The sequence below is a fragment of the Chelatococcus asaccharovorans genome, assembly GCF_003201475.1.
GTDB lineage: Bacteria > Pseudomonadota > Alphaproteobacteria > Rhizobiales > Beijerinckiaceae > Chelatococcus > Chelatococcus asaccharovorans.
In genome coordinates, this window is sequence record NZ_QJJK01000001.1 from 33,221 (window position 1) to 54,773 (window position 21,553).

Annotated in this window: 26 protein-coding genes; 19 read left to right on the forward strand and 7 right to left on the reverse strand. The window is 63.6% G+C overall.

The features are described from left to right. Positions 1 to 36 precede the first annotated feature (36 nt). Positions 37 to 981, forward strand: a complete 945-nt coding sequence (locus C7450_RS00150; RefSeq protein WP_110372388.1) for an abortive infection family protein — start codon at positions 37 to 39, stop codon at positions 979 to 981. Continuing rightward, positions 978 to 1,907, forward strand: coding sequence for a hypothetical protein (locus tag C7450_RS00155; RefSeq protein WP_110372389.1), 930 nt, complete (start codon positions 978 to 980; stop codon positions 1,905 to 1,907). Before C7450_RS00150 ends, C7450_RS00155 begins: the two co-directional genes overlap by 4 nt. Here the strand turns inward: C7450_RS00155 and istB are convergent. Together istB and istA are read right to left on the reverse strand one after the other, a co-directional pair. Then, positions 1,891 to 2,619 carry an IS21-like element helper ATPase IstB gene (gene istB, locus C7450_RS00160; protein WP_110373167.1) on the reverse strand — a complete coding sequence of 243 codons (729 nt, stop codon included), beginning with the start codon at positions 2,617 to 2,619 and terminating at the stop codon, positions 1,891 to 1,893. The genes C7450_RS00155 and istB overlap by 17 nt on opposite strands. Next, on the reverse strand, positions 2,619 to 4,118 hold the full coding sequence (gene istA / locus C7450_RS00165) for an IS21 family transposase (RefSeq protein WP_110373168.1): 1,500 nt from the start codon (positions 4,116 to 4,118) through the stop codon (positions 2,619 to 2,621). Before istA ends, istB begins: the two co-directional genes overlap by 1 nt. 95 nt (positions 4,119 to 4,213) lie before the next feature. On the opposite strand from istA, the gene C7450_RS00170 reads away from it, so the two are divergent. After that, on the forward strand, positions 4,214 to 4,468 hold the full coding sequence (locus tag C7450_RS00170) for a hypothetical protein (protein ID WP_110372390.1): 255 nt from the start codon (positions 4,214 to 4,216) through the stop codon (positions 4,466 to 4,468). 73 nt (positions 4,469 to 4,541) lie between these two features. On the opposite strand, the gene C7450_RS00175 is transcribed toward C7450_RS00170, so the two are convergent. Both C7450_RS00175 and C7450_RS00180 read right to left on the reverse strand, forming a co-directional pair. Then, on the reverse strand, positions 4,542 to 5,099 hold the full coding sequence (locus C7450_RS00175) for a GNAT family N-acetyltransferase (RefSeq protein ID WP_110372391.1): 558 nt from the start codon (positions 5,097 to 5,099) through the stop codon (positions 4,542 to 4,544). Continuing rightward, on the reverse strand, positions 5,099 to 5,410 hold the full coding sequence (locus tag C7450_RS00180; protein ID WP_110372392.1) for a type II toxin-antitoxin system TacA family antitoxin: 312 nt from the start codon (positions 5,408 to 5,410) through the stop codon (positions 5,099 to 5,101). Before C7450_RS00180 ends, C7450_RS00175 begins: the two co-directional genes overlap by 1 nt. 334 nt (positions 5,411 to 5,744) lie before the next feature. On the opposite strand from C7450_RS00180, the gene C7450_RS00185 reads away from it, so the two are divergent. After that, complete coding sequence (locus C7450_RS00185) at positions 5,745 to 7,877, forward strand: ParB/RepB/Spo0J family partition protein (protein ID WP_110372393.1); 2,133 nt, start codon at positions 5,745 to 5,747, stop codon at positions 7,875 to 7,877. Positions 7,878 to 8,143: 266 nt separating this feature from the next. On the opposite strand, the gene C7450_RS00190 is transcribed toward C7450_RS00185, so the two are convergent. Continuing rightward, complete coding sequence (locus C7450_RS00190) at positions 8,144 to 8,497, reverse strand: PDDEXK family nuclease (protein ID WP_110372394.1); 354 nt, start codon at positions 8,495 to 8,497, stop codon at positions 8,144 to 8,146. Positions 8,498 to 8,751: 254 nt separating this feature from the next. On the opposite strand from C7450_RS00190, the gene C7450_RS00195 reads away from it, so the two are divergent. Together C7450_RS00195 and C7450_RS00200 are read left to right on the forward strand one after the other, a co-directional pair. Continuing rightward, positions 8,752 to 8,946: a helix-turn-helix domain-containing protein gene (locus tag C7450_RS00195; protein ID WP_337927153.1), complete on the forward strand. Its 195-nt coding sequence runs from the start codon at positions 8,752 to 8,754 to the stop codon at positions 8,944 to 8,946. Positions 8,947 to 9,793: 847 nt separating this feature from the next. Further along, positions 9,794 to 10,105: a DUF736 domain-containing protein gene (locus tag C7450_RS00200; RefSeq protein WP_110372396.1), complete on the forward strand. Its 312-nt coding sequence runs from the start codon at positions 9,794 to 9,796 to the stop codon at positions 10,103 to 10,105. A 118-nt stretch (positions 10,106 to 10,223) separates the two neighbouring features. Here C7450_RS00200 and C7450_RS00205 read toward each other — a convergent pair whose 3' ends face one another. Both C7450_RS00205 and C7450_RS00210 read right to left on the reverse strand, forming a co-directional pair. Next, on the reverse strand, positions 10,224 to 10,508 hold the full coding sequence (locus C7450_RS00205) for a type II toxin-antitoxin system RelE family toxin (RefSeq protein ID WP_110372397.1): 285 nt from the start codon (positions 10,506 to 10,508) through the stop codon (positions 10,224 to 10,226). After that, positions 10,498 to 10,743: a type II toxin-antitoxin system Phd/YefM family antitoxin gene (locus tag C7450_RS00210; protein WP_110373169.1), complete on the reverse strand. Its 246-nt coding sequence runs from the start codon at positions 10,741 to 10,743 to the stop codon at positions 10,498 to 10,500. Before C7450_RS00210 ends, C7450_RS00205 begins: the two co-directional genes overlap by 11 nt. A 443-nt stretch (positions 10,744 to 11,186) precedes the next feature. Here C7450_RS00210 and C7450_RS00215 point away from each other — a divergent pair, with 443 nt between their 5' ends. From C7450_RS00215 to C7450_RS00270, 13 genes are all read left to right on the forward strand, one after another. Then, positions 11,187 to 12,383, forward strand: coding sequence for a DUF932 domain-containing protein (locus C7450_RS00215; RefSeq protein ID WP_110372398.1), 1,197 nt, complete (start codon positions 11,187 to 11,189; stop codon positions 12,381 to 12,383). Positions 12,384 to 12,698: 315 nt separating this feature from the next. Continuing rightward, entirely contained in the window at positions 12,699 to 12,914 is a 216-nt protein-coding gene (locus C7450_RS34385; protein ID WP_238123944.1) for a transcriptional regulator domain-containing protein, read from the forward strand. Beyond that, positions 12,835 to 13,476, forward strand: a complete 642-nt coding sequence (locus C7450_RS00220) for a DUF2285 domain-containing protein (protein ID WP_238123943.1) — start codon at positions 12,835 to 12,837, stop codon at positions 13,474 to 13,476. The genes C7450_RS34385 and C7450_RS00220 overlap by 80 nt, the downstream gene beginning before the upstream one ends. A gap of 115 nt (positions 13,477 to 13,591) precedes the next feature. Continuing rightward, on the forward strand, positions 13,592 to 13,822 hold the full coding sequence (locus tag C7450_RS00225) for a helix-turn-helix transcriptional regulator (protein ID WP_110372399.1): 231 nt from the start codon (positions 13,592 to 13,594) through the stop codon (positions 13,820 to 13,822). A gap of 9 nt (positions 13,823 to 13,831) precedes the next feature. Then, a complete protein-coding gene (locus C7450_RS00230) occupies positions 13,832 to 14,695 on the forward strand; it encodes a replication initiator protein A (protein ID WP_110372400.1) in 864 nt (287 codons plus the stop codon). A 337-nt stretch (positions 14,696 to 15,032) separates the two neighbouring features. Then, the gene (gene parA / locus C7450_RS00235) at positions 15,033 to 15,668 is read left to right on the forward strand and encodes a ParA family partition ATPase (protein WP_110372401.1); all 636 of its coding nucleotides are present in this window, start codon (positions 15,033 to 15,035) and stop codon (positions 15,666 to 15,668) included. Then, positions 15,665 to 15,940: a ribbon-helix-helix protein gene (locus tag C7450_RS00240; RefSeq protein WP_110372402.1), complete on the forward strand. Its 276-nt coding sequence runs from the start codon at positions 15,665 to 15,667 to the stop codon at positions 15,938 to 15,940. Before parA ends, C7450_RS00240 begins: the two co-directional genes overlap by 4 nt. Then, complete coding sequence (locus C7450_RS00245) at positions 15,937 to 16,407, forward strand: DUF2840 domain-containing protein (protein WP_110372403.1); 471 nt, start codon at positions 15,937 to 15,939, stop codon at positions 16,405 to 16,407. The genes C7450_RS00240 and C7450_RS00245 overlap by 4 nt, the downstream gene beginning before the upstream one ends. Then, entirely contained in the window at positions 16,404 to 16,955 is a 552-nt protein-coding gene (locus C7450_RS00250; RefSeq protein ID WP_110372404.1) for a S26 family signal peptidase, read from the forward strand. Before C7450_RS00245 ends, C7450_RS00250 begins: the two co-directional genes overlap by 4 nt. Before the next feature lie 33 nt (positions 16,956 to 16,988). Beyond that, positions 16,989 to 17,318 (forward strand): DUF736 domain-containing protein, encoded by a 330-nt coding sequence (locus tag C7450_RS00255; RefSeq protein WP_110372405.1) that lies wholly within the window; start codon positions 16,989 to 16,991, stop codon positions 17,316 to 17,318. Positions 17,319 to 17,559: 241 nt separating this feature from the next. Then, positions 17,560 to 18,267, forward strand: coding sequence for a lytic transglycosylase domain-containing protein (locus C7450_RS00260; protein WP_210206325.1), 708 nt, complete (start codon positions 17,560 to 17,562; stop codon positions 18,265 to 18,267). Positions 18,268 to 18,720: 453 nt separating this feature from the next. After that, a complete protein-coding gene (locus tag C7450_RS00265; RefSeq protein WP_425351124.1) occupies positions 18,721 to 20,454 on the forward strand; it encodes a DUF3363 domain-containing protein in 1,734 nt (577 codons plus the stop codon). A 176-nt stretch (positions 20,455 to 20,630) separates the two neighbouring features. Beyond that, positions 20,631 to 21,305 carry a hypothetical protein gene (locus tag C7450_RS00270; protein ID WP_170146979.1) on the forward strand — a complete coding sequence of 225 codons (675 nt, stop codon included), beginning with the start codon at positions 20,631 to 20,633 and terminating at the stop codon, positions 21,303 to 21,305. The last annotated feature ends 248 nt before the right edge of the window (positions 21,306 to 21,553 follow it).

The window sequence follows — 21,553 nt, forward strand, 5'->3', positions numbered from 1 at the left end:
ATGCCGTGCAACTGCCAACTCGGTTTATGACCAACTATGACCAGTCGGACCATTTCCGAAGTTACCCGGCGCAACCTGTTTGACGAATTGCGCCTGCGCAACGCGCCCTGGTCGGGCAGGCTGGCCGAATCTGACTTTCTCGGCCGCATTTTCGATCTGAAGACGCTTCCCTCGGATGACCACCGCCAGCCACATATGGCCGGTGATATCTGGATGCATCGGGAACGCTTTCAGGACTGGACCAATGACTGGGTCTACGACGATGTGCGGCTTGACCTTCTACGGTGCCAGGATGAAATTCTCCTCACCTTTCTGTGCGAGATGTTGCACCCAATTGTCCAGTCCGATGCTCAGGTGGTCGGCGAGCTGCTGGGAATCTTCAATCGGCATCTTCATGTGGACGGGTTCGAACTCGTGCCGAACACCTACGTTTCCGGAAAGCCGATTTATGCGGCGCGACGGCGCCTAGGTGGTGTGGCGCAAGTGGCCGCCGCCCGGAAAGTTGCCGATGAATTGTCCTCGGAGCACATTTCGGTGCTCATCACCCGCATGGAGACAGCGGTCGAGGCCGATCCATCTTTGGCGATTGGTTCCGCCAAGGAATTCGTCGAGTCCATTTGTAAGGGCATTCTCACGGCGCGCGGAACGCCGCCGCGCGGTTCCGAAACACTGCCACAGTTGGTGAAGGCGACCCGTGAGGCGTTAAACCTATCAGTGTCCTCTCAAACGGGCGATACCCTCAGACAAACGCTGAGTGGGCTCTCCAGCATTACCCAAGGCGTCGCGGAACTTCGCGGTCAATTAGGATCGGGCCACGGACATGTGCCTGACGCTCCCCGACCCCCTACCTCGGTTGCGCGCCTCGCCGTCAATACAGCGGTCGCGCTCGGCGTGTTTCTCTATGAGATATATAGCGCACCCATGCAAACCCCAGTGTCGAGCACATCTGCAGAGAAACCGAGACCGTGGAATCGCCAATGAATGAGCGATCGCAGGAGGATTGGCTCGGCCACGACGAAAAATATGCGCTTATCGGCTTGAGCGTGAATTTGGAAGATGGCGTCCCGCGGGGGGCTATGATGCCGAACCTGTCGTTTCTGACCGACGCGAATTTTCAGGTGCCACCACTATGGCAGGAATGGCTTGGGAGCGTCCGTTGTGAGGAGATCAGCGGTTGCAACTTGTTCTTATTGAGCACCATGAAATCCAAGAAGGCAGCGGTTCTCGATGCTGAGAACCAAATACTCCAAAGTCGGGTCTGGTCCTTCTATGTCGGCCTCCTCATGACCTGCCTCTTTTCTCCGGCACACAAGCCCAATTTGCTCACGGGTGCCCGCGAGGGTGGGGAGATTGGCATTTTCGAGCACAGCGAATTGGATTTCCCACCTCCTGGCATGATCGTCCCCTATCCCTCCATTTCCGGGGCCAGTCTTAAGGCCGCCGCGCAGCTTGGGGAGCACTTGGTCGCCTTCAATGCGACCGACGTGCCCGGGGGACGCTGGCGCCTGAACCGGATTCGACATCTCTTCGTGGAAACGAAGGCGCAACGAGAGCTGCTCGACCGGATCCACCAGTTCACCCGCTGTATCGATGGCCTGATCGTAACGCAGCCGGGTTATGGATCGAAACAGTTCAAGAGCCGTACTGAGTTGTTTGTCGGGTCACGCCATCATGTGCTGATGGGCGAGATCTACGATGTACGGAGCAAGGTGGAGCACCTCCGAGAGCACCTTTACCTTGAGGAGTTTGATCGCGAAGCTCGACTTGTCAATCGGCGTGGAAACCTGCCCCCCTATCGGCGCCGAATGTTGACCCCTGTCTGGAGCATTGACCCCACTGCCGCGGAGCGTTGGTGTGGCGCAGCGGCAGTGGGGTCAACGGTCGATGCGGTCAGGCGCGGTTCTTGAAGCGCCAGCTCTCGTTTCCGGTCTCGACGATGTCGCAGTGGTGGGTGAGGCGATCGAGGAGCGCCGTGGTCATCTTGGGGTCGTTGAAGACGCTCGGCCACTCGCCGAAGGCGAGGTTCGTGGTGACGATGACCGAGGTCTGCTCGTAGAGCCGGCTGACGAGGTGGAACAGGAGCTGGCCGCCGGACTGGGCGAAGGGCAGGTAGCCGAGCTCGTCGAGGACGATGAAGTCCTTGCGGGAGAGATAATCGGCCATGCGGCCCTGGCGGCCGGATCGAGCCTCGGCTTCCAGCTTGTTGACGAGGTCGACCACGTTGAAGAAGCGGCCGCGGGCACCCGAGCGGATGCAGGCCCGAGCAATGGCGATGGCCAGATGGGTCTTGCCGGTTCCGGTGCCCCCGATCAGCACCACGTTGCGCTGGTGGGCGAGGAAGTTGCCGCCGGCGAGGTCGCGCACCAGGGTCTCGTTGATGGGGGTGTCGTCGAACACGAAGTCGTCGACGTCCTTGGCCAGGGGCAGTTTGGCGATGGTGATCTGGTACTTGATGGAGCGGGCCTGCTTCTCGGAGATCTCCGCCGACAACAGGTCGCCGACGATGCGTTGCGGCTCGTGCTGGCGCTTGACGGCGGTGGCGATGATCTCGTCGTAAGCGGCCTTCATGCCATAGAGCTTGAGCTCGCCCATGGCCTCGAGGATCTGGGAACGCTCCATCATGGGGATCTCCTGAGCAGGTCGTATCGTGAGCAGTCGGCGCTCGGGGCATGGCGAAGGCGCAAGGCGTCAGGCGTGATGATGGTGACGGGGGCTGCAGGCTCCCGGCGCCGGGCGAGGATGTTGAGGATCACGTCGGCGGAGTGGACGCCCTGGTGCAGGGCTTCGGCGCAGGCCGCATCGACCGCGGGCAAGCCGTCGCTCAGCACGCTGGTGAGGATATCGACCATCTGCCGGTCCCCATCGGTGACCCCGGCGAGCTTGCTCCGGACGCGATCGAGGCTCGTGGGCAGAACCCAGTCCTTGAAGGGAGCGCCGTTCCTGAGGGCGCCGGGCTTGCGCGCCAGGACCGGCACATAGTGCCAGGGGTCGAAGATGGTCTGGTCCCGGCCGAAGCAGCGCGGGTGGGAGCCGACCGGCCGGCCGTCCTGGCGCAGCTCGATCCGCTCCGCATAGGCCCGGACCTCGACCGGGCGGCCCACGGCGCTGGCGCAGACCGAGTAGCGGTTGTTATCGAAGCGGACCAGGCAGGTCTTCGATACGGAAGCCGGGACGGCGTGGAAGCCGTCGAACCGCCCGGCATAGGGCACCAGGGCCGGGCGCTCGGCCTCGAACGCATGCCAGATGGTCTCCTCCCGCCGCTCGGGGTGCGGGTGGCCCTTGGCGTAGGTGATGCACTGGTCCAGCAGCCACGCGTTCAACTCGTCGTAGCTCTTCACCCGGAGCCGGGGAGTGAAGAAGCGTTCCCGCACCAGCCCGACCTGGTTCTCCACCTGGCCCTTCTCCCAGCCGGACGCCGGGGTGCAGGCGACTGGATCGACGAGGTAGTGGCTGCACATCTGCAGGAAGCGGCGATTATAGGCCCGCTCCTTGCCCACGAAGATCGCATCGACCGCGGTCTTCATGTTGTCGTAGATGCCGCGCGTGCAGCAGCCCTTGAAGAAGGCGAAGGCCCGATCGTGGGCGTCGAACACCATCTCCTGGGTCTCGCGCGGATAGGCCCGCACGAACAGCATCCGCGAATGGCACAGCCGCACATGGGCGACGCGCACCGACACCGTGGTGCCGTTGATCAGGACGATCTCGTGGCTCCAGTCGAACTGGTAGGCCTCGCCGGGCGCGAAGCTCAGGGGCACGTAGGCCGCAGCCGTCATCGTCGCCTGCGCCCGCCGCCAGCCCTTGGCATAGCGGCGTAGCGCATCGTAGCTGCCCTCATACCCCCGGCTGCGCAGCTCCTCGAAGATGCGGATCAGCGTCAGCCGCTCCCGCGCCGGCTTCCCTTCGTTGCCGGCGAGCAGCCCATCCAGGGCCTCCCGCCAGGGCCCGATCCGGGGCAGCGGCTGCACCTCCCGCTCGTAGCTGAATGCCGTCGCTCCGGTCCGCAGCACCTTGCGCACCGTGTTCCGCGAAACGTGCAGCTCCCGCACGATCTCCTTGATGGACTTGCCGCGCACGAAATGCTCGCGCCGGATCCGTGCAATCGTATCCACGCCCTTCATCCCCAGCCCGCCCGTCGCAACAAAACGACGGACCATGACCCAGGAGGGGGGTCAAAATTACACGCCGATCCCCCTCACAACGGGGTCAATCTTCCATGCCGAAACACACTCGACTCGAGCTCGTCAAGAAGGAAGCCGTCATCGAATTTGTGGCGCGCAAGGCTCTCGCCCGCATCATGGGCGATCCCAGGTTATGGCCTTATTTCGCCAACACGGCAGCGTTGGACCAATTCTGGGCGTCAGCCGAGGATGAGCGACGGAGGATCTGGGGGCCTGCCATAGACCCGCTCGATGCCCTGAAGGATTTCAATCCGTCATACATTCAGGACAACGAGTTGGGCGGTCCATGACGCATGCGATGATCGCCCAGCCTCCTCGGTGCGGATACGCATCGGCACGATAGCTGATGCGTGAAGCAAAGGGTCACGCTTCCGAAAATAGTCCCTGTAGCGTCTCGATCGGCATCATCATGGTCCGTTCGCCGAGCGGGGAGAGAATAAATCCGTGCCGCTGGTAAAAGCTCACGGCCGCATCGTCGATTGCGTGAGCTACGACAGCTCGAACGCCGGCGATCTCGGACGCGGCCAAGCAGCGCCGTAGCGCATCGGCGAGCAGATCGGTGCCAAGCCCCATTCCCTGATACGCTTGATCGACTGCCAGACGACCGATCAGCAGCAAGGGAATTTGCTCCGGCATACCCCGGCGCAGCTTGGCGCTCGGGAGCGCGATCCGCTCTTCCATGGCGGTCGAGATGGCATAATAGCCAGCGACGCGCTTCGGGGTGTCCCTGTCGCAAACCACATAGGTGCGCGCCGACATCCCTTCACTGGCAAGGGCTCGATCCCGCAACCAGTCATCGAGAGACGGATGCCTGCCGTTTCGGAACGCCCCGACATCGTGATCGCCGGCCAACCGCTCCGGAGGGTCAACGCGTAGTCCTTGGGGCCGCTTTTGGCTTTCCTCTCCCTTGCCGGCCGGCATCAACGCGCCCAGACGGGCTTGCGCTTCATCCGTGTACGAAGTTCCTCGGCCGGCTTGGCCGGAGCATCAAGCAGCGCGAGGAAGGCCACATGCGCCGCATCATCAAGAAAGAAGCTACGCTGGTCGAGAATGGCTTCCTCCGCTTCCCGACGGGCGCTGTCCAGCATGAATTCTGACAGCTTCTGTCCGCGCAAGTTCGCAGCCCGACTTAGGATCGCCTTCGTCCCCGCCGAGGCGCGGATCTGGATGAGATCGTCTTTCCGAGCAGCATCACGTTTGCGGCCATTCTCCGAGCGGGCTGATTGCACCATCGGAACGCTCCTATTTCAGGAGCCGGACATTGAAGATTTGCCATGACAATGTCAATACATTTTGCTTCGATTTAATTCCTACAGCCTGACTCGGGGAGCGAGGGGACTTTCCCCTCGCTCCCCCGCCAACGCCGCCTGCGGACAGAGCGGGGCCGCCCGCTCGCAAGACGGTGTGCAGCAATTACCGCCTGAACCGATCCGATCCCGTCTCGCTCGCCGCGCAGCCCAGCTCCGCTCGCCGGCATTGGCCCCCCTCACTCCCGCGCGCTCACGCGCCCCCGGAAGGCATGTCGAGGGACATGCCTTCGGCATTGACGGAGAAAGGATCGGAACAATGGCAAGGATTGCGAAGAAAGCACAAACCGTCATCGAGGCGGCGGCGGATCAGATGGATGCAGTCGGCGCGAGCACTAATGCGGAACCGACCGTGGTCGCTGCGAGCGGCATGGAGATATTCGTTCCGCTCAACAAGTTGAAGAAGTCGCCGCGCAATGCGCGGAAGACCCCGCACAGCGAAGCGATCATCGAGGCGCTGGCCGCCAGCATCGCGGTCAAGGGCCTGCTGCAAAACCTCGTCGTGGAGCCCGAGCTTGACGCGGCGGGCGAGCTCACGGGCAGCTATTTCGTGACGGTGGGCGAAGGCCGCAGGCTGGCTCAGCTTCTCCGCGTCAAGCGCAAGGAGATCAAGAAGACTGAGCCGGTGCGCTGCGTCATCGACACGGCGAATGACCCGCACGAGATCAGCCTTGACGAGAACGTCACCCGCGAGGCGATGCATCCGGCCGACCAGTTCGAGGCGTTCCGCGAGCTCGCGGAAAATCGCGGGTGGGGAGCGGAGGAGATCGCCGCCCGCTTCGGCGTGACGGCACATGTGGTGCGCCAGCGCCTCAGGCTCGGCGCTGTCAGCCCCAAGCTGTTGCAGGTGTACCGCGACGGCGGCTTGAACCTCGATCAGTTGATGGCCTTCGCCATCACCGAGGACCACAGGCGGCAGGAGCAGGTTTTTGCGAACCTCTCCCACAACCGCGAGCCGTGGATCATCCGCCGCGACCTCACCAAGGCACACATTCCGGCAACGGATCGCCGGGCGATCTTCGTCGGCCCGGAGGAGTACACCGAGGCGGGCGGCACGATCCTGCGCGACCTGTTCACGGAGGATCGCGGCGGCTTCTACGATGATGCCGCGCTTCTGGACCGGCTCGTCACCGGGAAGCTGGAGCGGATCGGCGCCGAGGTTCAGGCGGAAGGCTGGAAGTGGGTCTCGGTCCACATCGACTATCCCCATGCCCACGGCCTGCGCCGCGCCTATCCGCAGCCGGTGGAGCTTTCCGAGGAAGATGCCGCCGCCTATGCCTCTGTGCAGGAGGAATACAACCGGCTGTCGGAGGAATGGGACGGCGCGGACGAGCTTCCCCCGGAGACGGACGAGCGGTTCGGGGAGCTTGAAGCGGAAATCGAGCGCATCGACGCGCTGCGGCGCGCCTATGACCCCGACGACATCGCGCGCGGCGGCGTCTTAGTTGTGCTCGCCCATGACGGCAGCGGCCGCATCGAGCGCGGCTTCATCCGCCCGGAGGATGAGAAGCCGGAAGCGGAAGAAGCCGAGGACCACGCAAGCGCCGCCACCGAGGACGGCGAGCAGGACGAGGACGAGAACCGCGTTTCCGCCCTCGACGTGGAGGACGAGGACGCCGGGGATGCGGGCAAGCCGCTGTCCGACCTTCTCGTGCGCGACCTAACGGCCCACCGCACGCTCGGCCTGCGCCTCGCCCTTGGCGAGCAGCCGGACATGGCGTTGATCGCTGTCACCCATGCTCTCGCCGCGCAGACCTTCTATCGTGGCTCGGAAGCCGCCTGCCTCGAAATCCGCCCGAGCAGCCCGCATCTCGGCGGGCATGCGGACGGCATCGAGGACACCGCCCCGGCGAAGGCGCTGGCGGATCGCCATGCCGGCTGGCAGGCGGATATGCCGCGCGACGTGGCGGACCTGTGGGGCTTCATCGCCGCGCTGGATCAGGCGAGCGTGCTGGCGCTGTTCGCGCATTGTGCTTCGCTCACCGTCAATGCGGTGAAGCAGCCTTGGGAGCGCAAGCCCCGCGCCCATGAGACCGCCGACAGGCTGGCAACGGGGCTCGCCCTCGACATGACGGCACATTGGACCCCCACCGCGCGGAGCTATTTCAGCCGCGTAACCAAGGCGCACATTGTCGCCGCCGTGCGGGAGGCCTTCAGCGACGAGGCCGCCGACCGGATCACCGGCCTGAAGAAGCAGCCCATGGCGGAAGCCGCCGAGCAGCTTGTCGCTGCCACCGGATGGCTTCCCGCGCTCCTGCGCACCGAGCGGCCGGCTTGGCTGGATGCCCCGGAGGCTAACGCCGGAGCGGTCCTGAATGCGCCGACCGCAACCGATCGTGACGATACCGGCACGGTCGAGGACGGCGCAGCCTTCAACCACGCCGCCGAGTGAGCCCCACGGCCGGAGCCGCTTCGGCGGTTCCGGCCAGTCTCTCGACAGCATCGAGAATTTTCCGGCCGCGCCGGTTCGGCGCGGCCGGAGACCTCGACTGCATGACAGCAGGGATCCCCATCATGAAAACCTATATCGAGCAGCGGGCGATGCCGGCATAATCGTCACCTGAAACCAAGGCCGGCGCGGCGTGATTACAGACGCACCGGATGCCGGACGGATGCAATGATGATCGCTCCGTTTCCTGAAATCCGCAAAAACGGATTTCAGACGGCCTTGACGATGCCGACCACAACGCCCGCTACAGCACCGGCCTCGTCGGCAAACGGCAGATAGAGCCGGACGATGCGCGCGGACCCACCCGGAACCTGCACCTGGTCTTCCATCATCAGCGTGCGCCCGGACGCGAGAACGATGGCCGCCTCATTGTCCGCATCCGCGCTCGACGGCGTGAGCCCGCCGACGGGCTCGCCGGCCAAAGCAACTCCATAGAGCCGATCGACATCCTTGCCGCTGCGCTCGATCCTCAGCGTCTCGTCCGATTCGGACGGGCGCCGGATCACGACGATCACATCATCCAGATCGGCCAGACGCTCGGTGATATTCCCAGCCAGCGGCATGGCCGCGCCTTCACGGCGCGCAAGCCAGACGCGATAAAGCTGACCTAGCGCTGGATGTCGGTCCGCCAACAATCGAGAATCCATGCTGGAATCCGTCGTGCCAAGGCTAACCAGATTTTCTGGTTATCTGTATTTCGGTTTAATTGATCTGCCGGTTTCGTCAATGACCGGCAGGGCATATGCAAAAAACGCTTCGCTCGCCAAGGCATTTGCGTCTGGTTCAGCTCATCGTCGACAAGCGCCGGGAAGCCGGCATGAGCCAGTCCGATCTGGCCGAAGCGCTCGGCCGATACCAGTCCGTCGTTGCCGCTATCGAATCCGGCGGCCGTCGCATCGATGTCGTCGAGTTCCTTGAGCTGGCCGAAACGATCGGCTTCGATCCCCATGACGTCATCCGCGAAGTATCTGCAATTGCGCCGAAGCGTAAAGCGAAGCGAAAGACGTTATGATCGAACATCAGTGCAATTTTCACAACGCTAACACATTCTCACCACCTATATTTCTGAGATGCTAGGCGTCGCCCTTCGGGCCGGGCTCTACGCGCCTCCTGCGGTGGCTTCCGAAGCCCCTTGCGGGTCTTCGCCTTCGGTAACGATCCCTGACGCAAGGGGCAGCGACGGCGGGCATTTCCCACGATGAAGCTCCCGCTTTCGCGGTGCTCCCCCTGTGACGGCCGGCGTCACTCGGCAAATCGGGATGGCGGGAGGGGATGAGGACGATCTTGCCCTCCGATGTCGGTCTCGACCGTGCCCGCATTGCATCGAACGGAGCCGGGAAAGCCCGTATCGTCCGGGCACTTGAGGAGGCGAGGCAGCCACGGCCCTGCACGGGAGCAATGTCGTTTCTTGCACGCCGCCCCGAACTCGTTGGCAGGCAAGGAGTCGAGAGGGTTCAGCCCGCTCTCATTGTCGCCGGCCGATCGTCAGGGAGAACCGATCACTTCGCCCCGCCGGTGAGGCTGAGGGCCTGTCCGGCCCTTTCGGAGAAGCCCTTGGCGGTGAAAGCGTCGTTCCGACTCCAGCTATCGGGCGATTCCTCCGGTCCAGCTGTCTGAAGCCACGTCCATCACGTCCTCGATAGGCAGGGGTCTGACCGAAGACCGGCGACGCGGGCGTCACCTCGATCTTGAACCCGCAACACGCCGCCTGCGGCTTTTTCCCGCCGCCGGCCAGGGCCGGCTTTGCACCGCGAAGCGAAAAAGTCCTCGCCGGATGTTGCGGGCCGATCGTCCCCGGTCTGCCGACCCCCATCGAGGCCGCGATGGGCGCGGCCCAGTCAGCAGAAGGAACCACCGCAATGGCCACCATCGGCACTTTCACCACCACCGCCAAGGGCTTCAAGGGCGCGGTCAAGACCCTGAGCCTCAACGTCAAGGCAGTCGAATTCGTCCCCGCCGAAGGCGACAACGAGAAGGGGCCGGACTTCCGCATCTTCTCCGGTGCCACCGAGTTCGGAGCGGCGTGGAAGAAGACCTCGCGCGAGGGCCGCGACTACCACTCCGTCAAGCTGGACGATCCATCATTCCCGGCTCCGATCTATGCGAGCCTGGTCGAGACGGAGACTGAGGGTGAGTTCGCACTCATCTGGTCCCGCCGCGCCGCCGAGTGACACCGGCCGCCACAGGGGGAGCCCCGCGAAGCGGGGCTTCGCCATGTTCATGTCCGCCGCCGCCCGAAGGAAATACGGCGAGCCGTGCTCCCTTTGCCCTGATCGGCTGTGAAGCGTCCTAACGGCGCTTTTTCGCCGCCTCATACACCTCGGAATGCTCGCGCTTCCCCACGGCGACGACGACCACCGTGACCCTTTCATCCTCGACGCGATAGACCAGCCGATAACCGGCCGAGCGCAGCTTGATCTTGTAATGATCCGGCATGCCGCGCAGCGCGTCGGCCTGCACATGCGGTTGGCTCACGCGCTCCGCCAGCTTCTTCTTGAACTGCTCGCGCAGCGTCGCGCCGAGCTTGTCCCATTCCTTGCGCGCGGAGGGCAGGAACTCCAGCCTATAGGTCATCGAGGCTGACCGGCACGCCCTTCTCGTTCGCGCGGGCCTTGGCGATTTCGACGAGCGCCTGATCGTCGAGCGCGTCCATCATCGCCTCATAGGTATCGGCTGGCACCATATAGGCCATGACCCGGTTGTGGTTCAGGATCGCGACCGCGCTGCCCCGCGCACCGTCGACGATGGCGGTCGGGTTCTTCTTCAGGTCGGAGACGCTGACGGCAATTTCGGCTTCCACGCGCTGCATGGCCTCGTCCTCGAATAACGGCATCGAAATCAGGTCTGATTTCGATATTGAATTTCGATCTATATAACCCGTCTCCGCGACGATTGCGAGAGGCGCACGGCCATCGGCCGGGGCTGACGAAGGTTCCCACAGCCTGCATCGAGTATGGCGAGCTGCGCTCCCTTTGTCCTGATCGGCCGCGGCCGGAGCCTTGCCGATCCTCGGGGGAGCCAAGGGGGACTTTCCCCTTTCTCCCCTCAAGTGCCGCCTGCGCGATGGCAGGGCCGCCGGCTCGCAGGACGGACGATATCCGTCATCCCGCCGATCGTCGCCACCGTCCCGCTCGCCCTGGCAGCCCGGCCATGCTCGCCGGCACTTGTCCCCTCCCATCCCTGCGCGCTCACGCGCCCCCGGAAGGCATGCCGGGGGACATGCCTTCGGCATTTACGGGAAAGGACAGGACAATGAACATCATCGCCAGCAGCCAGCACGGCCAAGCTGTGAACAGCGGTTTTCGCGTCGACATCTCGCACGGCGAGCGGATCGGCCGCGTATCGTCGGAATGGTTCTCGCGCCCCGACGATGAGCGCTTCCTGTCGCTCACCGAGCTTTACGATGCCGTGAAGGTCCGCGCGGATCGCGCCACCGCCCGCACCGTGGAGAGCCGCGCCGTGCGCGTGGAGGCGAGCCGGGAGGATGCGGAGCGGCTTTCGCTGATCGTCCCCGGGCAGGAGGCCCCCATTGCCCCGACCCATTGGAGCTTCGGTCAGTTGTGCAGCCTTGTCGGCGCGCCAGCCACCTATATGCGCCAGCTTCCTGCACCGCTCGCCGGCATCAACCTGCAGCACGGCTTGCTGTCGCACCGCGCCGAGCTTGTGAAGACGCTGGAAACCGAAGACGGACGGGTTGAGCTTCGCGCCGTGACCGGCCCGGACTATGGCCGTATCTGGGACCATGAGCTTGTCGCCGCCGTCATGAAGATCGCCGGCAACGGCACCGGCGACACCATGTGGAAGGTGCCGGGCATGCTGGACTGGGCGACCATGATGCACAATCCCTTCGTGGACATCACGAAGGACACGACCACCCTCTATGCCAGCGACCGCGACGTGTTCTTATTCCTCGTGGACGACACCCACCCCATCGAGGCCGGGCGCCTGCCGAACGGCGAGCCGGATTTGTATTTCCGGGGCTTTTACTGCTGGAACAGCGAAGTCGGATCGAAGACCCTCGGCATTGCGAGCTTCTATCTCCGCGCCGTGTGCATGAACCGCAACCTTTGGGGCGTGGAAGGTTTCGAGGAAATCAGCATTCGGCACAGCAAGTTCGCGGCGCAGCGCTTCGCCCATGAAGCGGCCCCGGCGCTGACGAGCTTCGCTAATTCCTCGCCCGCGCCATTCGTCGCCGGGATCAAGGCGGCCCGGGAGAAGATCGTCGCCCGTACGGACGAAGACCGCGAGAGCTTCCTGCGCAAGCGCGGTTTCAGCAAGGCCGAGACCGGCAAGATCATCGAGACGGTTTTGCAGGAGGAAGGTCGCCCGCCCGAAAGCATCTTCGATTTCGTGCAGGGCATGACGGCGCATGCCCGCGCGAAGGCGCATCAGGACGGTCGCCTTGAACTGGAAGCGAAAGCAAAGACCCTGCTGGAGAAAGCCGCATAACCACAGATGCCGCGCGGTCGGTCCATCGACCGTGCGGCTTTCCGTATCCGGAATTTTCCTCCGATCCGTAAATCCGGGTCGGCGGCGCGGCCGCGCCTCGACAGCACGGCCGCGGCTCGCCGGGCTCCGCCCGGCTCGCAAGTCATAATTGGAACGGCCTCAACTATCCGAACAATTGCCATCTGCAATCGTCCTCTCCCGACGATGCACGACACCTTAACTTTAGCCGCCTCATTTTGGGGACACGGTGCGTGCTCTTGAGAACAGAAGCTTTCCGAAACACACGGAGGAAACATGCCCCACACGCAAGACTGGATGGCCAACGCCGCCTATCTCTACATCCTCTTTCTCGACCGTCCGGCTGTCGCCTGGGAGCACCTGCGGCGCAATCCCGGCTATCGGAACGACTGGCGCCGCTTTGGCACGAAGCGGCGTCCATCGTTGAGCGCACATGCGCAGAATTGGGGGTTACGATTTCTTCGAGAACCCAAAACACGATGCGCGCGACGCGCTGCCGTTCTGGCGGCCTGATCCAGACATTGCGCTGCCGATCGTGCCGGACGAAGACCCGGAGGCTGCTGCACCGGTCTTCGACTTCTGGACCTTTCCCGGCCGCAAGGCGATCGGCCATGACGGCGGACGCCTCGCGCTGAAACTCACCCGGCGCGGCCGCTCCTGGCATGTCCATATCGCCGGCGCGCTCGACGCCACCATGCCCTTCACCTTCGCGATCGCACCGGACGACCGGGCCGATGCCCGCTTGCGCGAGGCCAAGGAGCTGCTGGCCGTGATCGCCGGCCGCCCAGCTGGGCTTGCCAGCCGGCGCGGCTCGGCCGAACCGATCATCACCATGCAATCCTTGCAGGCCCTCGATGGTCATCTCGCCGGAGCCAGCGAGCGCGAGATCGCCATCGCGATCTTCGGCGCGCGCATCGTGAAGGAGAAATGGCATGGTGACAGCGAGCTGCGCGCCAGGGTCCGCTATCTCGTCCACCGTGGTCGCGCCCTCATGAACGGCGGCTATCGCCGTTTCCTCTGGGGTGCGACCGCGCGTCGAGCCGGCGAATATCCCATGCCCGCCGCCGCCCCGTGAGGGAGAAAGCCGACCGGCCAGGATTCTCCATACGCAGCAGGACAGGCTTTCCCCAAGCTGCCTCCCAACCGCTGGACCGGGCTTCGCTCGGCCAGCCTGAGACGGAGGCAGCTTCATGGATCGTCCCGAATCCAAACCGGCCAGCCGCTACCTCACCAATGAGGAAGCGGCCGCCTATCTCAAGCTCTCGCCACACACACTGAACAAGAAGCGCGTCATCGGCGGCGGACCGAAGTTCCGCAAGCTCGGCTCCCGCGTCGTCTACGCGATCGACGACCTCGAAACCTGGATCGAGGCGCGCGCCTGCAGCACCACCTCCGATCCCCGCTACGCCCAAGCCCGCTGACGGCAACGCATGCCGGCGCGCAGACGCATATCCGAGCGCGACCAGCTCGAACTGTTCCGATCGCGCCCCGGCGACATGGCGACCCGCGACTCGCAGGATCTCATGGCCTATCCCTTCTTCTCCCTCGCCAAGTCGAAGCGCGTCCAGCCGATCAAATTCGAGGCCGGCGACGTCCGCATCCACGTCGAGGCTCCGACCGAGTTCGGCTTGGCCACCATCTGGGACGCCGACATCCTGATCTGGGCCGCCTCGCAGATCATCGACGCCCGCGATCTCGGCCTGCGCACCTCGCGGCTGATGGCGACGACCCCCTATGAAATCCTGACCTTCATCGGCCGCGGTACATCCGTCCGCGACTATCAGCGCCTCAAGGCCGCGCTCGACCGTTTGCAAGCCACCACCGTCGCCACATCGATCCGCCAGCCATCCGAGCGGCGCCGGCATCGCTTTTCCTGGATCAACGAATGGAAGGAAAGGCTCGATCCCAAAGGCCGACCGCTCGGCATCGAGCTGATCGTGCCGGACTGGTTCTACGAAGGCATTCTCAACAACGCCCTGATCCTGACCATCGACCGCAACTATTTCGATCTGTTCGGTGGCATCGAACGCTGGCTGTACCGGCTGGTGCGCAAGCATGGCGGCCGCCAGCCCGGCGGCTGGAGCTTCGATTTTCATCATCTCCATGCCAAGTCGGGCAGCCTCTCGCGCTTCTCGAACTTCGCCTGCGATTTGCGCGACATCGTGCGCCGCCAGCCCTTGCCTGGCTATCGGCTGCGCATCGACCGGCTCGACAACGGCCGCGAACTGCTCGTCTTCGCGCCGGCCACACCGCTTCTGTCCGCTCGTTCAAGGGAGGCTGTGGAAAGGCTGTGAATAGTCTCGTGCTATCGAAGGCGTTCGGACTCGTGCTATCGGGGGCACGGCACTCGTGCCATCAAAGGCGCAAATGCGCGTTAAGCAATTGTGGCGCTTTGCAAAAGCCACCCCCTAACTTATCTAATATGGAATCTAACTTTCTTTATTTATCTAGCGACGATGTTGATAATTACGACAAATTTAAACTGACAACGTACGATTATATATCAAGTTATACGAATAAGTACGCTTATGAGAAATCCCATACGATCGTCGCTCAGCCTATCGCGCCAGCGCGCCCCCAAGGGCGACTAATACCCGGATATGACGCCCCTACCTGCTTGGAGGGCGCGTCATGATCGTGGCGCTCCTCAACCAGAAGGGTGGCGTCGGCAAGACGACGCTTGCCACCCATCTCGCCGGTGAGCTGGCGGCCGCTGGCGCGCGTGTCGCCGTCGTCGACGCCGATCCGCAAGGCTCGGCGCTTGACTGGTCGCAGCGGCGCGCGGAAAGCGGCCTGCCGCGCCTGTTCGGCGTTCTCGGGCTGCCCCGCGAGACGCTGCATGCGGAAGTTCCTGACATCGCCCGCGGCGCTGATCACGTTGTCATCGACGGCCCGCCACGCGTAACCGCGCTGGCGCGTTCCTCGATCCTCGCCGCCGACCTGGTGCTGATCCCGGTCCAGCCGTCGCCCTATGACGTCTGGGCGAGTGCCGAGATCGTAGCGCTCATCGGCGAGGCGCGGCTGTTCAAGCCGCAGCTCCGCGCCGCCTTCGTCGTCAACCGCCGCATCGTCGGCACCATCATCGGCCGCGACGTGCGCGCCGCGTTGCCGGAGGGCTTGCCCGCGCTCACCGCCGATATTGGCCAGCGCGTCATCTTCGCCGAGAGCGTCGCCACTGGCCGTCTGGCCCGCGAGTTGGAGCCCGGCGGCGCGGCCGCACAGGAGATCACCGCGCTCGCTGCCGAGATCATGGGAGGCAGCTCATGAGCGGCAAGCGCGTCACCTTCGGCGCGAAACCCGCCGCACCCACAGTCGATGCCTGGGTACAGCAGGGCAACGACGTCGAAATGGCCGTTCGGGCAACGCCGCCGGCTTCGGCAGCGAAAGCCGAGATCTTCACCGCGCGCCTTACCATCGACGTGACGCCGGAACTGCGCGGCCGCGTCAAGGTCGCCGCCTTCAAGCAAGGCGTCACCGTCGCCGAAATGATCCGCGCGCTGCTCGAAACGCGCTTTCCCGAAGGCGGAGCAGACGCATGACCACGCGCCGCTACACGAGCGTCCTGGTCGTCTTCGAGCGCGACCGCATCAATGTCCGGCTGCGCTTCGGCAAACCGGTGTGCGAGCGCCAGATCGATCGTCGCAGACGCCTCGCGATGTTCACTCCGGGTAGCACGTTCGCGCTATTGCGCTGGGAGGCGAACGCTTATGGCACGACCCTCTCCCATCTCGCCATCATGCGCGCGGTTGCACCGGGTGAAACGTGCTGCATGTGGCCATATGTGCGTCCCGGCGCGAAAATACTGCTCTTCGTCGCCGGATGGGGTCAGGTCGAGCGCGCCTTGAAGGCGGTCGACACCGTCGAAGCCCTCGGCGTCGCCCCCACTGACGCCGCGCCGGAATATTGGCAGCAGGTCCACAACAGGCTGTGGGTGCATGAGACACCGCGCGCCTATTCGCAAGAACAGCATGACGCCTGGCTCCGTCGCCGGGAGCTGTTGTCATGACGGCACGTGGCCTCTTCTTGATGATGACAGCCAGCGGTGTGCTGCTGATCGCAGCACCCGTCTGGTCGGGGCACGCGCCGCGCTTCATCTGGAATGCGTCGGCAAGTGTGCCGGTCGGCCTCTATCGCGTCGAGCCGGCAGACCGGATCGCGGTCACGGACCTTGCCATTGTCATGCCGCCGGAACCGCTCGCCGGTTTCCTCGATGCCCGCGGCTATCTTCCGCGCGGCGTGCCGCTCTTGAAGCGCGTGCTCGCGCTCGCAGGCCAAACCGTCTGCCGTGAGGGCTTCGACATTATCGCTTACGGCTGGCGCTACGGGGCGGCTCGTGAGCGTGACAGTCGTGGCCGACCACTGCCTGTCTGGCAGGGCTGCCGCATCGTCCCGAGCGACGCCGCTTTCCTCATGAACTGGGATGCGCCGGACTCATTCGACAGTCGGTATTTTGGCCCGCTTCCCCTCTCTTCCATCGTCGGTCGCGCGGTTCCGATCTGGACCACCGACGACGACATTGATCCGGCTTCAGAGCCGGTTCCCGACGAGCCATAGGCGGCTCGTGTCCGACCCCAGAAGGAGTGTGCCATGCCGCAGATCGGGACTTTCAAGAAGACGAAGGACGGCTTCACCGGCCGTATCCGGACGCTGACGCTCGACGCCGAGCTGGTCATCAGGTCGGCTGAAAATGCGGACGCCGAAAATGCGCCGCACTATCGCATCTTCACCACCGACGATATCGAAACCGGTGCTGGTTGGAAGCGCACCGGCGAGAGAGCCGGAGACTACCTGTCGCTCGCCATAGACGATCCGTCCTTCACCCAGCCGCTCCGCGCTCACCTGTTCCAGTCGGAAATCGACAACGCGACTTGGAACCTGCTCTGGACACGCCCATCGAAGCGTGATGAGCGGACCTGATGTCATGTGTGGGTCGCGCGAACTGGGATTGACCCTTATCCCTCTGATCCATGGGAAACGGGATCATCCCTCCGACCCGATCGCTGGCCAGACAGCCACCGCGCGCAGTGAAGGCCAGGGGCGGTCGCTTTGCGGCCGGCAACGCCTCGCCCTTGACCGGAGCGAGGACGGTGGCAGGCTGTCGGCGCTCGGACAAGGAGCATGGTGCAAAACGTCGTCGCGCTCACCTCTACGGCGCGTCATGCAAGCGATCATCACCTGTACGCTGATGATGATTTCCGGCGCCGTGGCCCGAGCGGAACCTGCGTCCTCATCGCCGCCTGAGAAAGCGCCCGCGAACCATCAACTATCGGCCGATCCGTGGGCTGCACAGATCGCCGAAGCGGCACAACGTTTCGACATTCCGGAGCAGTGGATACGCTCCGTCATGGGTGTCGAAAGTGACGGCGAAACGCGCGTAGTGTCAGCGAAAGGTGCGATCGGCCTGATGCAGATCATGCCCGCCACCTGGGAGGCGATGCGCAGCCGATACGGGCTCGGCGACGATCCCTTCGATCCGTATGACAATATCACCGCTGGTGCTGCCTATCTGCGCGAGATGTACGATCGCTACGGGGCGCCGGGATTCCTCGCCGCTTACAATGCAGGGCCGGCGCGCTATGAGGAACACAAACTCCTCGGTGTGCCGCTTCCTGATGAGACGCGTGCTTATCTCGACAAGCTCGCATCGATCATCGGCAGCCCGGTTCCGAGCCTCTTCGCGGGTTCGGAGACGCGCACAAACCGCGGTCCGGATGCACCACTGTTCGCGGTCGACGCGCGGACGAAATCCACCGTCGGTTCACTCCCCTCTCGACCATCTGCTGGCGCGCTCTTTGTGACCGTCAAGCCACGCGTCGAATACGTCGAACCAAACGACAGCGACAGCTCCGACGTGCAGCAGAGGTGATCCCATAGCCACGATGAAGCACGGATGCGGAGCGCTAGGGGGCGCAGGGCAAGATAAAAGGGGACGGCACGCGCCTGTCCCGAAGTTCTTGTCTGCACGTCGGTTGGGGCGGCACGCGGCGGATGAGCCCGCGTGCCTATAGAATCATCAAGCCATTGTTTATGCGTGAGCTTTCGCGTGCTTCATCGCATGGGCTTGTACAGGATTGGTGGGAGCGCCGCCATGCCAGATCGTGACGACAACCGCTTCCGGCCAAGGGTCTCGCCACCAAAATCGCGTGGCCGAGCAAGGACGCCGAAGTTCACCGCACGCGTTCTTAAGGCGGTTTCCCATTCTGGGTCGATAAGCGACCGGTCGTTCCGTTCCGGGCAGGCGCGTTCCGGCGCCCGTCTCGGCCGCGGCCACGTCGCCGCGAAGTTCGCTGGTCAGTCCCTGCAAGACAGTTCTCGCCGCGTGGTCATCAAGACCCGCTTGGTCAAGCTGGAGAAGGCCGGTGCGCGCTCGACCATCACCCATCTACGCTATATCGAGCGCGACGGCGTGACCAAGGACGGCAGCAAGGCCCACGCCTATGGTCCCGGCACGGACAAGGCCGATACCACCGCTTTCGAACAGCGCGGCCGCGAGGACCGACATCAGTTCCGCTTCATTGTCTCGCCGGAAGATGCAGTCGATCTTGGCGATCTGAAAGCCTTCACTTGCGATCTTATGGGCCGCATGGAAGCCGATCTGGGAACCAAGCTCGATTGGGTGGCGGTCGATCACTGGAACACCGACAATCCTCACACTCATATCGTACTGCGCGGTCGCCAGGATGACGGATCGGATCTGGTCATCGCCCGCGACTACATCGCCGACGGCATGCGCAACCGCGCCCGTGAACTGGCAACCGAATGGCTCGGTCCCCGCACTGAGATGGAAATCCGCAACTCCATGTTGCGCGAGGTTGAGCAGGAGCGCTGGACCCGCGTCGACCGGATGATCCAGCATGAGGCGGACGCGGGTATTGTCGACCTGGTTAGCGAGCCGCCCGACGCCCAGGCTCGCTTCCGACGCACGGTGATGATCGGTCGGCTCCAGCGGCTCACCGAGATGGGCCTTGCCGACCGCACTGGCGGTTGCGTCTGGGCGCTTCACGACGACGCCGAAACCGCCTTGCGTGCCATGGGCGAGCGCGGCGACATCATCCGTACCATGCAGCGCGTCATGTCCGGCGAGAAGCGTGAGCTGGTCGTGCTCGACGCGATGTCATCGCAGACGCCCGTCATCGGTCGCATCGTCGACAAGGGACTGGCTGACGAACTCTATGATCGCGCCTATCTCGTTGTCGACGGGATCGATGGCCGGGCACACTATGTTCCGCTTTCGGTGAGCGCCGATCTCGAGGCCCTTCCGATCGGCGGTATCGTCGAGACGCGCGCGGTAGTGGAACGCGGGGCGGACAGGACCATCGCCAGCCTCGCTGTTGACGGCGTCTACCGCGCCGAACAGCATCTTGCGGTGGAGCGCGCCGAAGCCAAGCCAGGATACGATCCGGAGAGCTTCGTCGCCGCACACGTCCGTCGACTCGAAGCCCTTCGCCGGGTCGGGATCGTCGACCGTATGGACGAAGGCGTCTGGCGCGTGCCGGCCGACCTCGCCGAGCGCGGTAAAGCTCATGATGCCCGCGGCCTTGGTGGTGTCGATGTCGAGCTTCGATCACATCTGCCGCTTGATCGACAGACGCGCGCGATTGGTGCGACTTGGCTCGATCGGCAGCGCTTTGGCGACACCTCCGCACTCGCGCAGACCGGATTCGGCGCCAGCGTTCGAGAGGCCATGCGCGAGCGGGAGAACTTCCTCGTCGATCAGGGCCTGGCCGAGCGGCGTGGGCAGCGTGTGTTGCTCGTCCGGAATCTGCTCGCCACGCTGCGCGATCGGGAAGTCGAAACCGCTGCCAGAAAGATCGTAGAGGAGACCGGCCTGCATCATCGTGCCGTGCGCGACGGAGAACACGTCGGTGGCATCTATCGCCGCTCCGTCATGCTCGCCAGTGGTCGCTTTGCGATGCTGGACGACGGCGTGGGATTCAGCCTCGTGCCGTGGCGTCCGGTGCTGGAAAAGCGCCTTGGCCAGACGGTCGCTGGGGTTGTTCGTGGCAATAGCGTCTCGTGGGAATTCGGGCGGCACAAGGGTCTGGGAATTTGACGTCAACCTTGACGCCGAGCCACGCGATGACCATCTTCGACGTGGGCTTGCCACCTTCGACCTTTCGCCGGGTCAGACGGCCTAAATATTGATCCTCATGCCACCTCTCATCGATCCTTGCGGATTGGGCTGGCTGCGTAATCGGCGAACTGCTCGAGCCCGCAACCGAGGACTTGATGATGAGATTGGAAATCACCGCAAACGATGTCGAGGACATGAAGGCAGAGCTGCGTGCGACTCTGCCGGAGGTGAAATCGTCGCATAGGATCGAGGCTCTTGCTCGGGGCCTCGGGTGGAACACCAATGCCGCCATGAGGGCGAGCCTCGCGAATGGCTCAGCCGAGGTTTCCACCAACGAAGGAGCCTTCTTGGGCTATCTCCAGGAGCACGGTTTCGATTCCGAACCTGGACGGCTCGCACGCACTTTGGCCAAGGTCGGCATTCGCCGTGCGATGGCGCAGGAACCGTTCCTCACTCAATTCGGCTACAATGTTTATCGCGGCCGCTCAAAGACCCCTGAGGAGCGCCGGGCCGAGTTCCTGGCAGACCGAGCGTCAATGCTGGGCGATCACGCCGCCGATGAATTCATCCAAGCATGCCGCTTTCTATCGCAGTTCAGCAAACGTAAGACGATCAACCGCAAATCTTCTAGCTATGGTCTGAAACATCAGGCTGAGCGTTTCGGGGATTCACGGCATTCGCGTGGTTATGTCGCGAATGGAATGCTGATCGCAGCCGCCTTAGCCCTTGGCTTCAAAGTCCAGCAGATCGATCCCGATTCTCCAAATGCATGGTTCAATATCAGCTCCAAGATGACGAACGACGGAGCAAAGCTGGCGTTGGCTGCCTAGCCAAGCGTGCGATTGAGCACAGCTCAATTTTATCGTCATTGGCGCTTTCAATTTTTATTGAAAGCGCCAATGACGTCGATCAGAAGCGCGGGGCCGTGATCGATCGGATGAGTCAATGCGACGTCGGGAATGTCGACACGGCCTCTAAGCTAAGCGGTGTACATCCCCGCTTGCGCCACCTATTTTGGTGCGCCGCACCAATCGCTATCGGAGCAGAATCCTTCCGCACATACTAGAAGTAGAATGCA

Excerpts from the sequence above, each read along its gene's own strand:
- C7450_RS00175 (WP_110372391.1), bottom strand. The coding sequence starts at position 5,099 with ATGCCGGCCGGCAAGGGAGAGGAAAGCCAAAAGCGGCCCCAAGGACTA.
- istA (WP_110373168.1), bottom strand. The coding sequence starts at position 4,118 with ATGAAGGGCGTGGATACGATTGCACGGATCCGGCGCGAGCATTTCGTG.
- C7450_RS00225 (WP_110372399.1), top strand. The coding sequence starts at position 13,592 with ATGGATCGTCCCGAATCCAAACCGGCCAGCCGCTACCTCACCAATGAG.
- C7450_RS00270 (WP_170146979.1), top strand. The coding sequence starts at position 20,631 with ATGATGAGATTGGAAATCACCGCAAACGATGTCGAGGACATGAAGGCA.
- C7450_RS00150 (WP_110372388.1), top strand. The coding sequence starts at position 37 with ATGACCAGTCGGACCATTTCCGAAGTTACCCGGCGCAACCTGTTTGAC.
- istB (WP_110373167.1), bottom strand. The coding sequence starts at position 2,619 with ATGGAGCGTTCCCAGATCCTCGAGGCCATGGGCGAGCTCAAGCTCTAT.
- C7450_RS00200 (WP_110372396.1), top strand. The coding sequence starts at position 9,794 with ATGGCCACCATCGGCACTTTCACCACCACCGCCAAGGGCTTCAAGGGC.
- C7450_RS00260 (WP_210206325.1), top strand. The coding sequence starts at position 17,560 with ATGCAAGCGATCATCACCTGTACGCTGATGATGATTTCCGGCGCCGTG.
- C7450_RS00155 (WP_110372389.1), top strand. The coding sequence starts at position 978 with ATGAATGAGCGATCGCAGGAGGATTGGCTCGGCCACGACGAAAAATAT.
- C7450_RS00215 (WP_110372398.1), top strand. The coding sequence starts at position 11,187 with ATGAACATCATCGCCAGCAGCCAGCACGGCCAAGCTGTGAACAGCGGT.
- C7450_RS00190 (WP_110372394.1), bottom strand. The coding sequence starts at position 8,497 with ATGCCGCTGGCTGGGAATATCACCGAGCGTCTGGCCGATCTGGATGAT.
- C7450_RS00185 (WP_110372393.1), top strand. The coding sequence starts at position 5,745 with ATGGCAAGGATTGCGAAGAAAGCACAAACCGTCATCGAGGCGGCGGCG.
- C7450_RS00205 (WP_110372397.1), bottom strand. The coding sequence starts at position 10,508 with ATGACCTATAGGCTGGAGTTCCTGCCCTCCGCGCGCAAGGAATGGGAC.
- C7450_RS00170 (WP_110372390.1), top strand. The coding sequence starts at position 4,214 with ATGCCGAAACACACTCGACTCGAGCTCGTCAAGAAGGAAGCCGTCATC.
- C7450_RS00230 (WP_110372400.1), top strand. The coding sequence starts at position 13,832 with ATGCCGGCGCGCAGACGCATATCCGAGCGCGACCAGCTCGAACTGTTC.
- C7450_RS00250 (WP_110372404.1), top strand. The coding sequence starts at position 16,404 with ATGACGGCACGTGGCCTCTTCTTGATGATGACAGCCAGCGGTGTGCTG.
- C7450_RS00240 (WP_110372402.1), top strand. The coding sequence starts at position 15,665 with ATGAGCGGCAAGCGCGTCACCTTCGGCGCGAAACCCGCCGCACCCACA.
- C7450_RS00180 (WP_110372392.1), bottom strand. The coding sequence starts at position 5,410 with ATGGTGCAATCAGCCCGCTCGGAGAATGGCCGCAAACGTGATGCTGCT.
- C7450_RS34385 (WP_238123944.1), top strand. The coding sequence starts at position 12,699 with ATGGCCAACGCCGCCTATCTCTACATCCTCTTTCTCGACCGTCCGGCT.
- parA (WP_110372401.1), top strand. The coding sequence starts at position 15,033 with ATGATCGTGGCGCTCCTCAACCAGAAGGGTGGCGTCGGCAAGACGACG.
- C7450_RS00255 (WP_110372405.1), top strand. The coding sequence starts at position 16,989 with ATGCCGCAGATCGGGACTTTCAAGAAGACGAAGGACGGCTTCACCGGC.
- C7450_RS00245 (WP_110372403.1), top strand. The coding sequence starts at position 15,937 with ATGACCACGCGCCGCTACACGAGCGTCCTGGTCGTCTTCGAGCGCGAC.
- C7450_RS00220 (WP_238123943.1), top strand. The coding sequence starts at position 12,835 with ATGCGCAGAATTGGGGGTTACGATTTCTTCGAGAACCCAAAACACGAT.
- C7450_RS00195 (WP_337927153.1), top strand. The coding sequence starts at position 8,752 with ATGAGCCAGTCCGATCTGGCCGAAGCGCTCGGCCGATACCAGTCCGTC.
- C7450_RS00210 (WP_110373169.1), bottom strand. The coding sequence starts at position 10,743 with ATGCAGCGCGTGGAAGCCGAAATTGCCGTCAGCGTCTCCGACCTGAAG.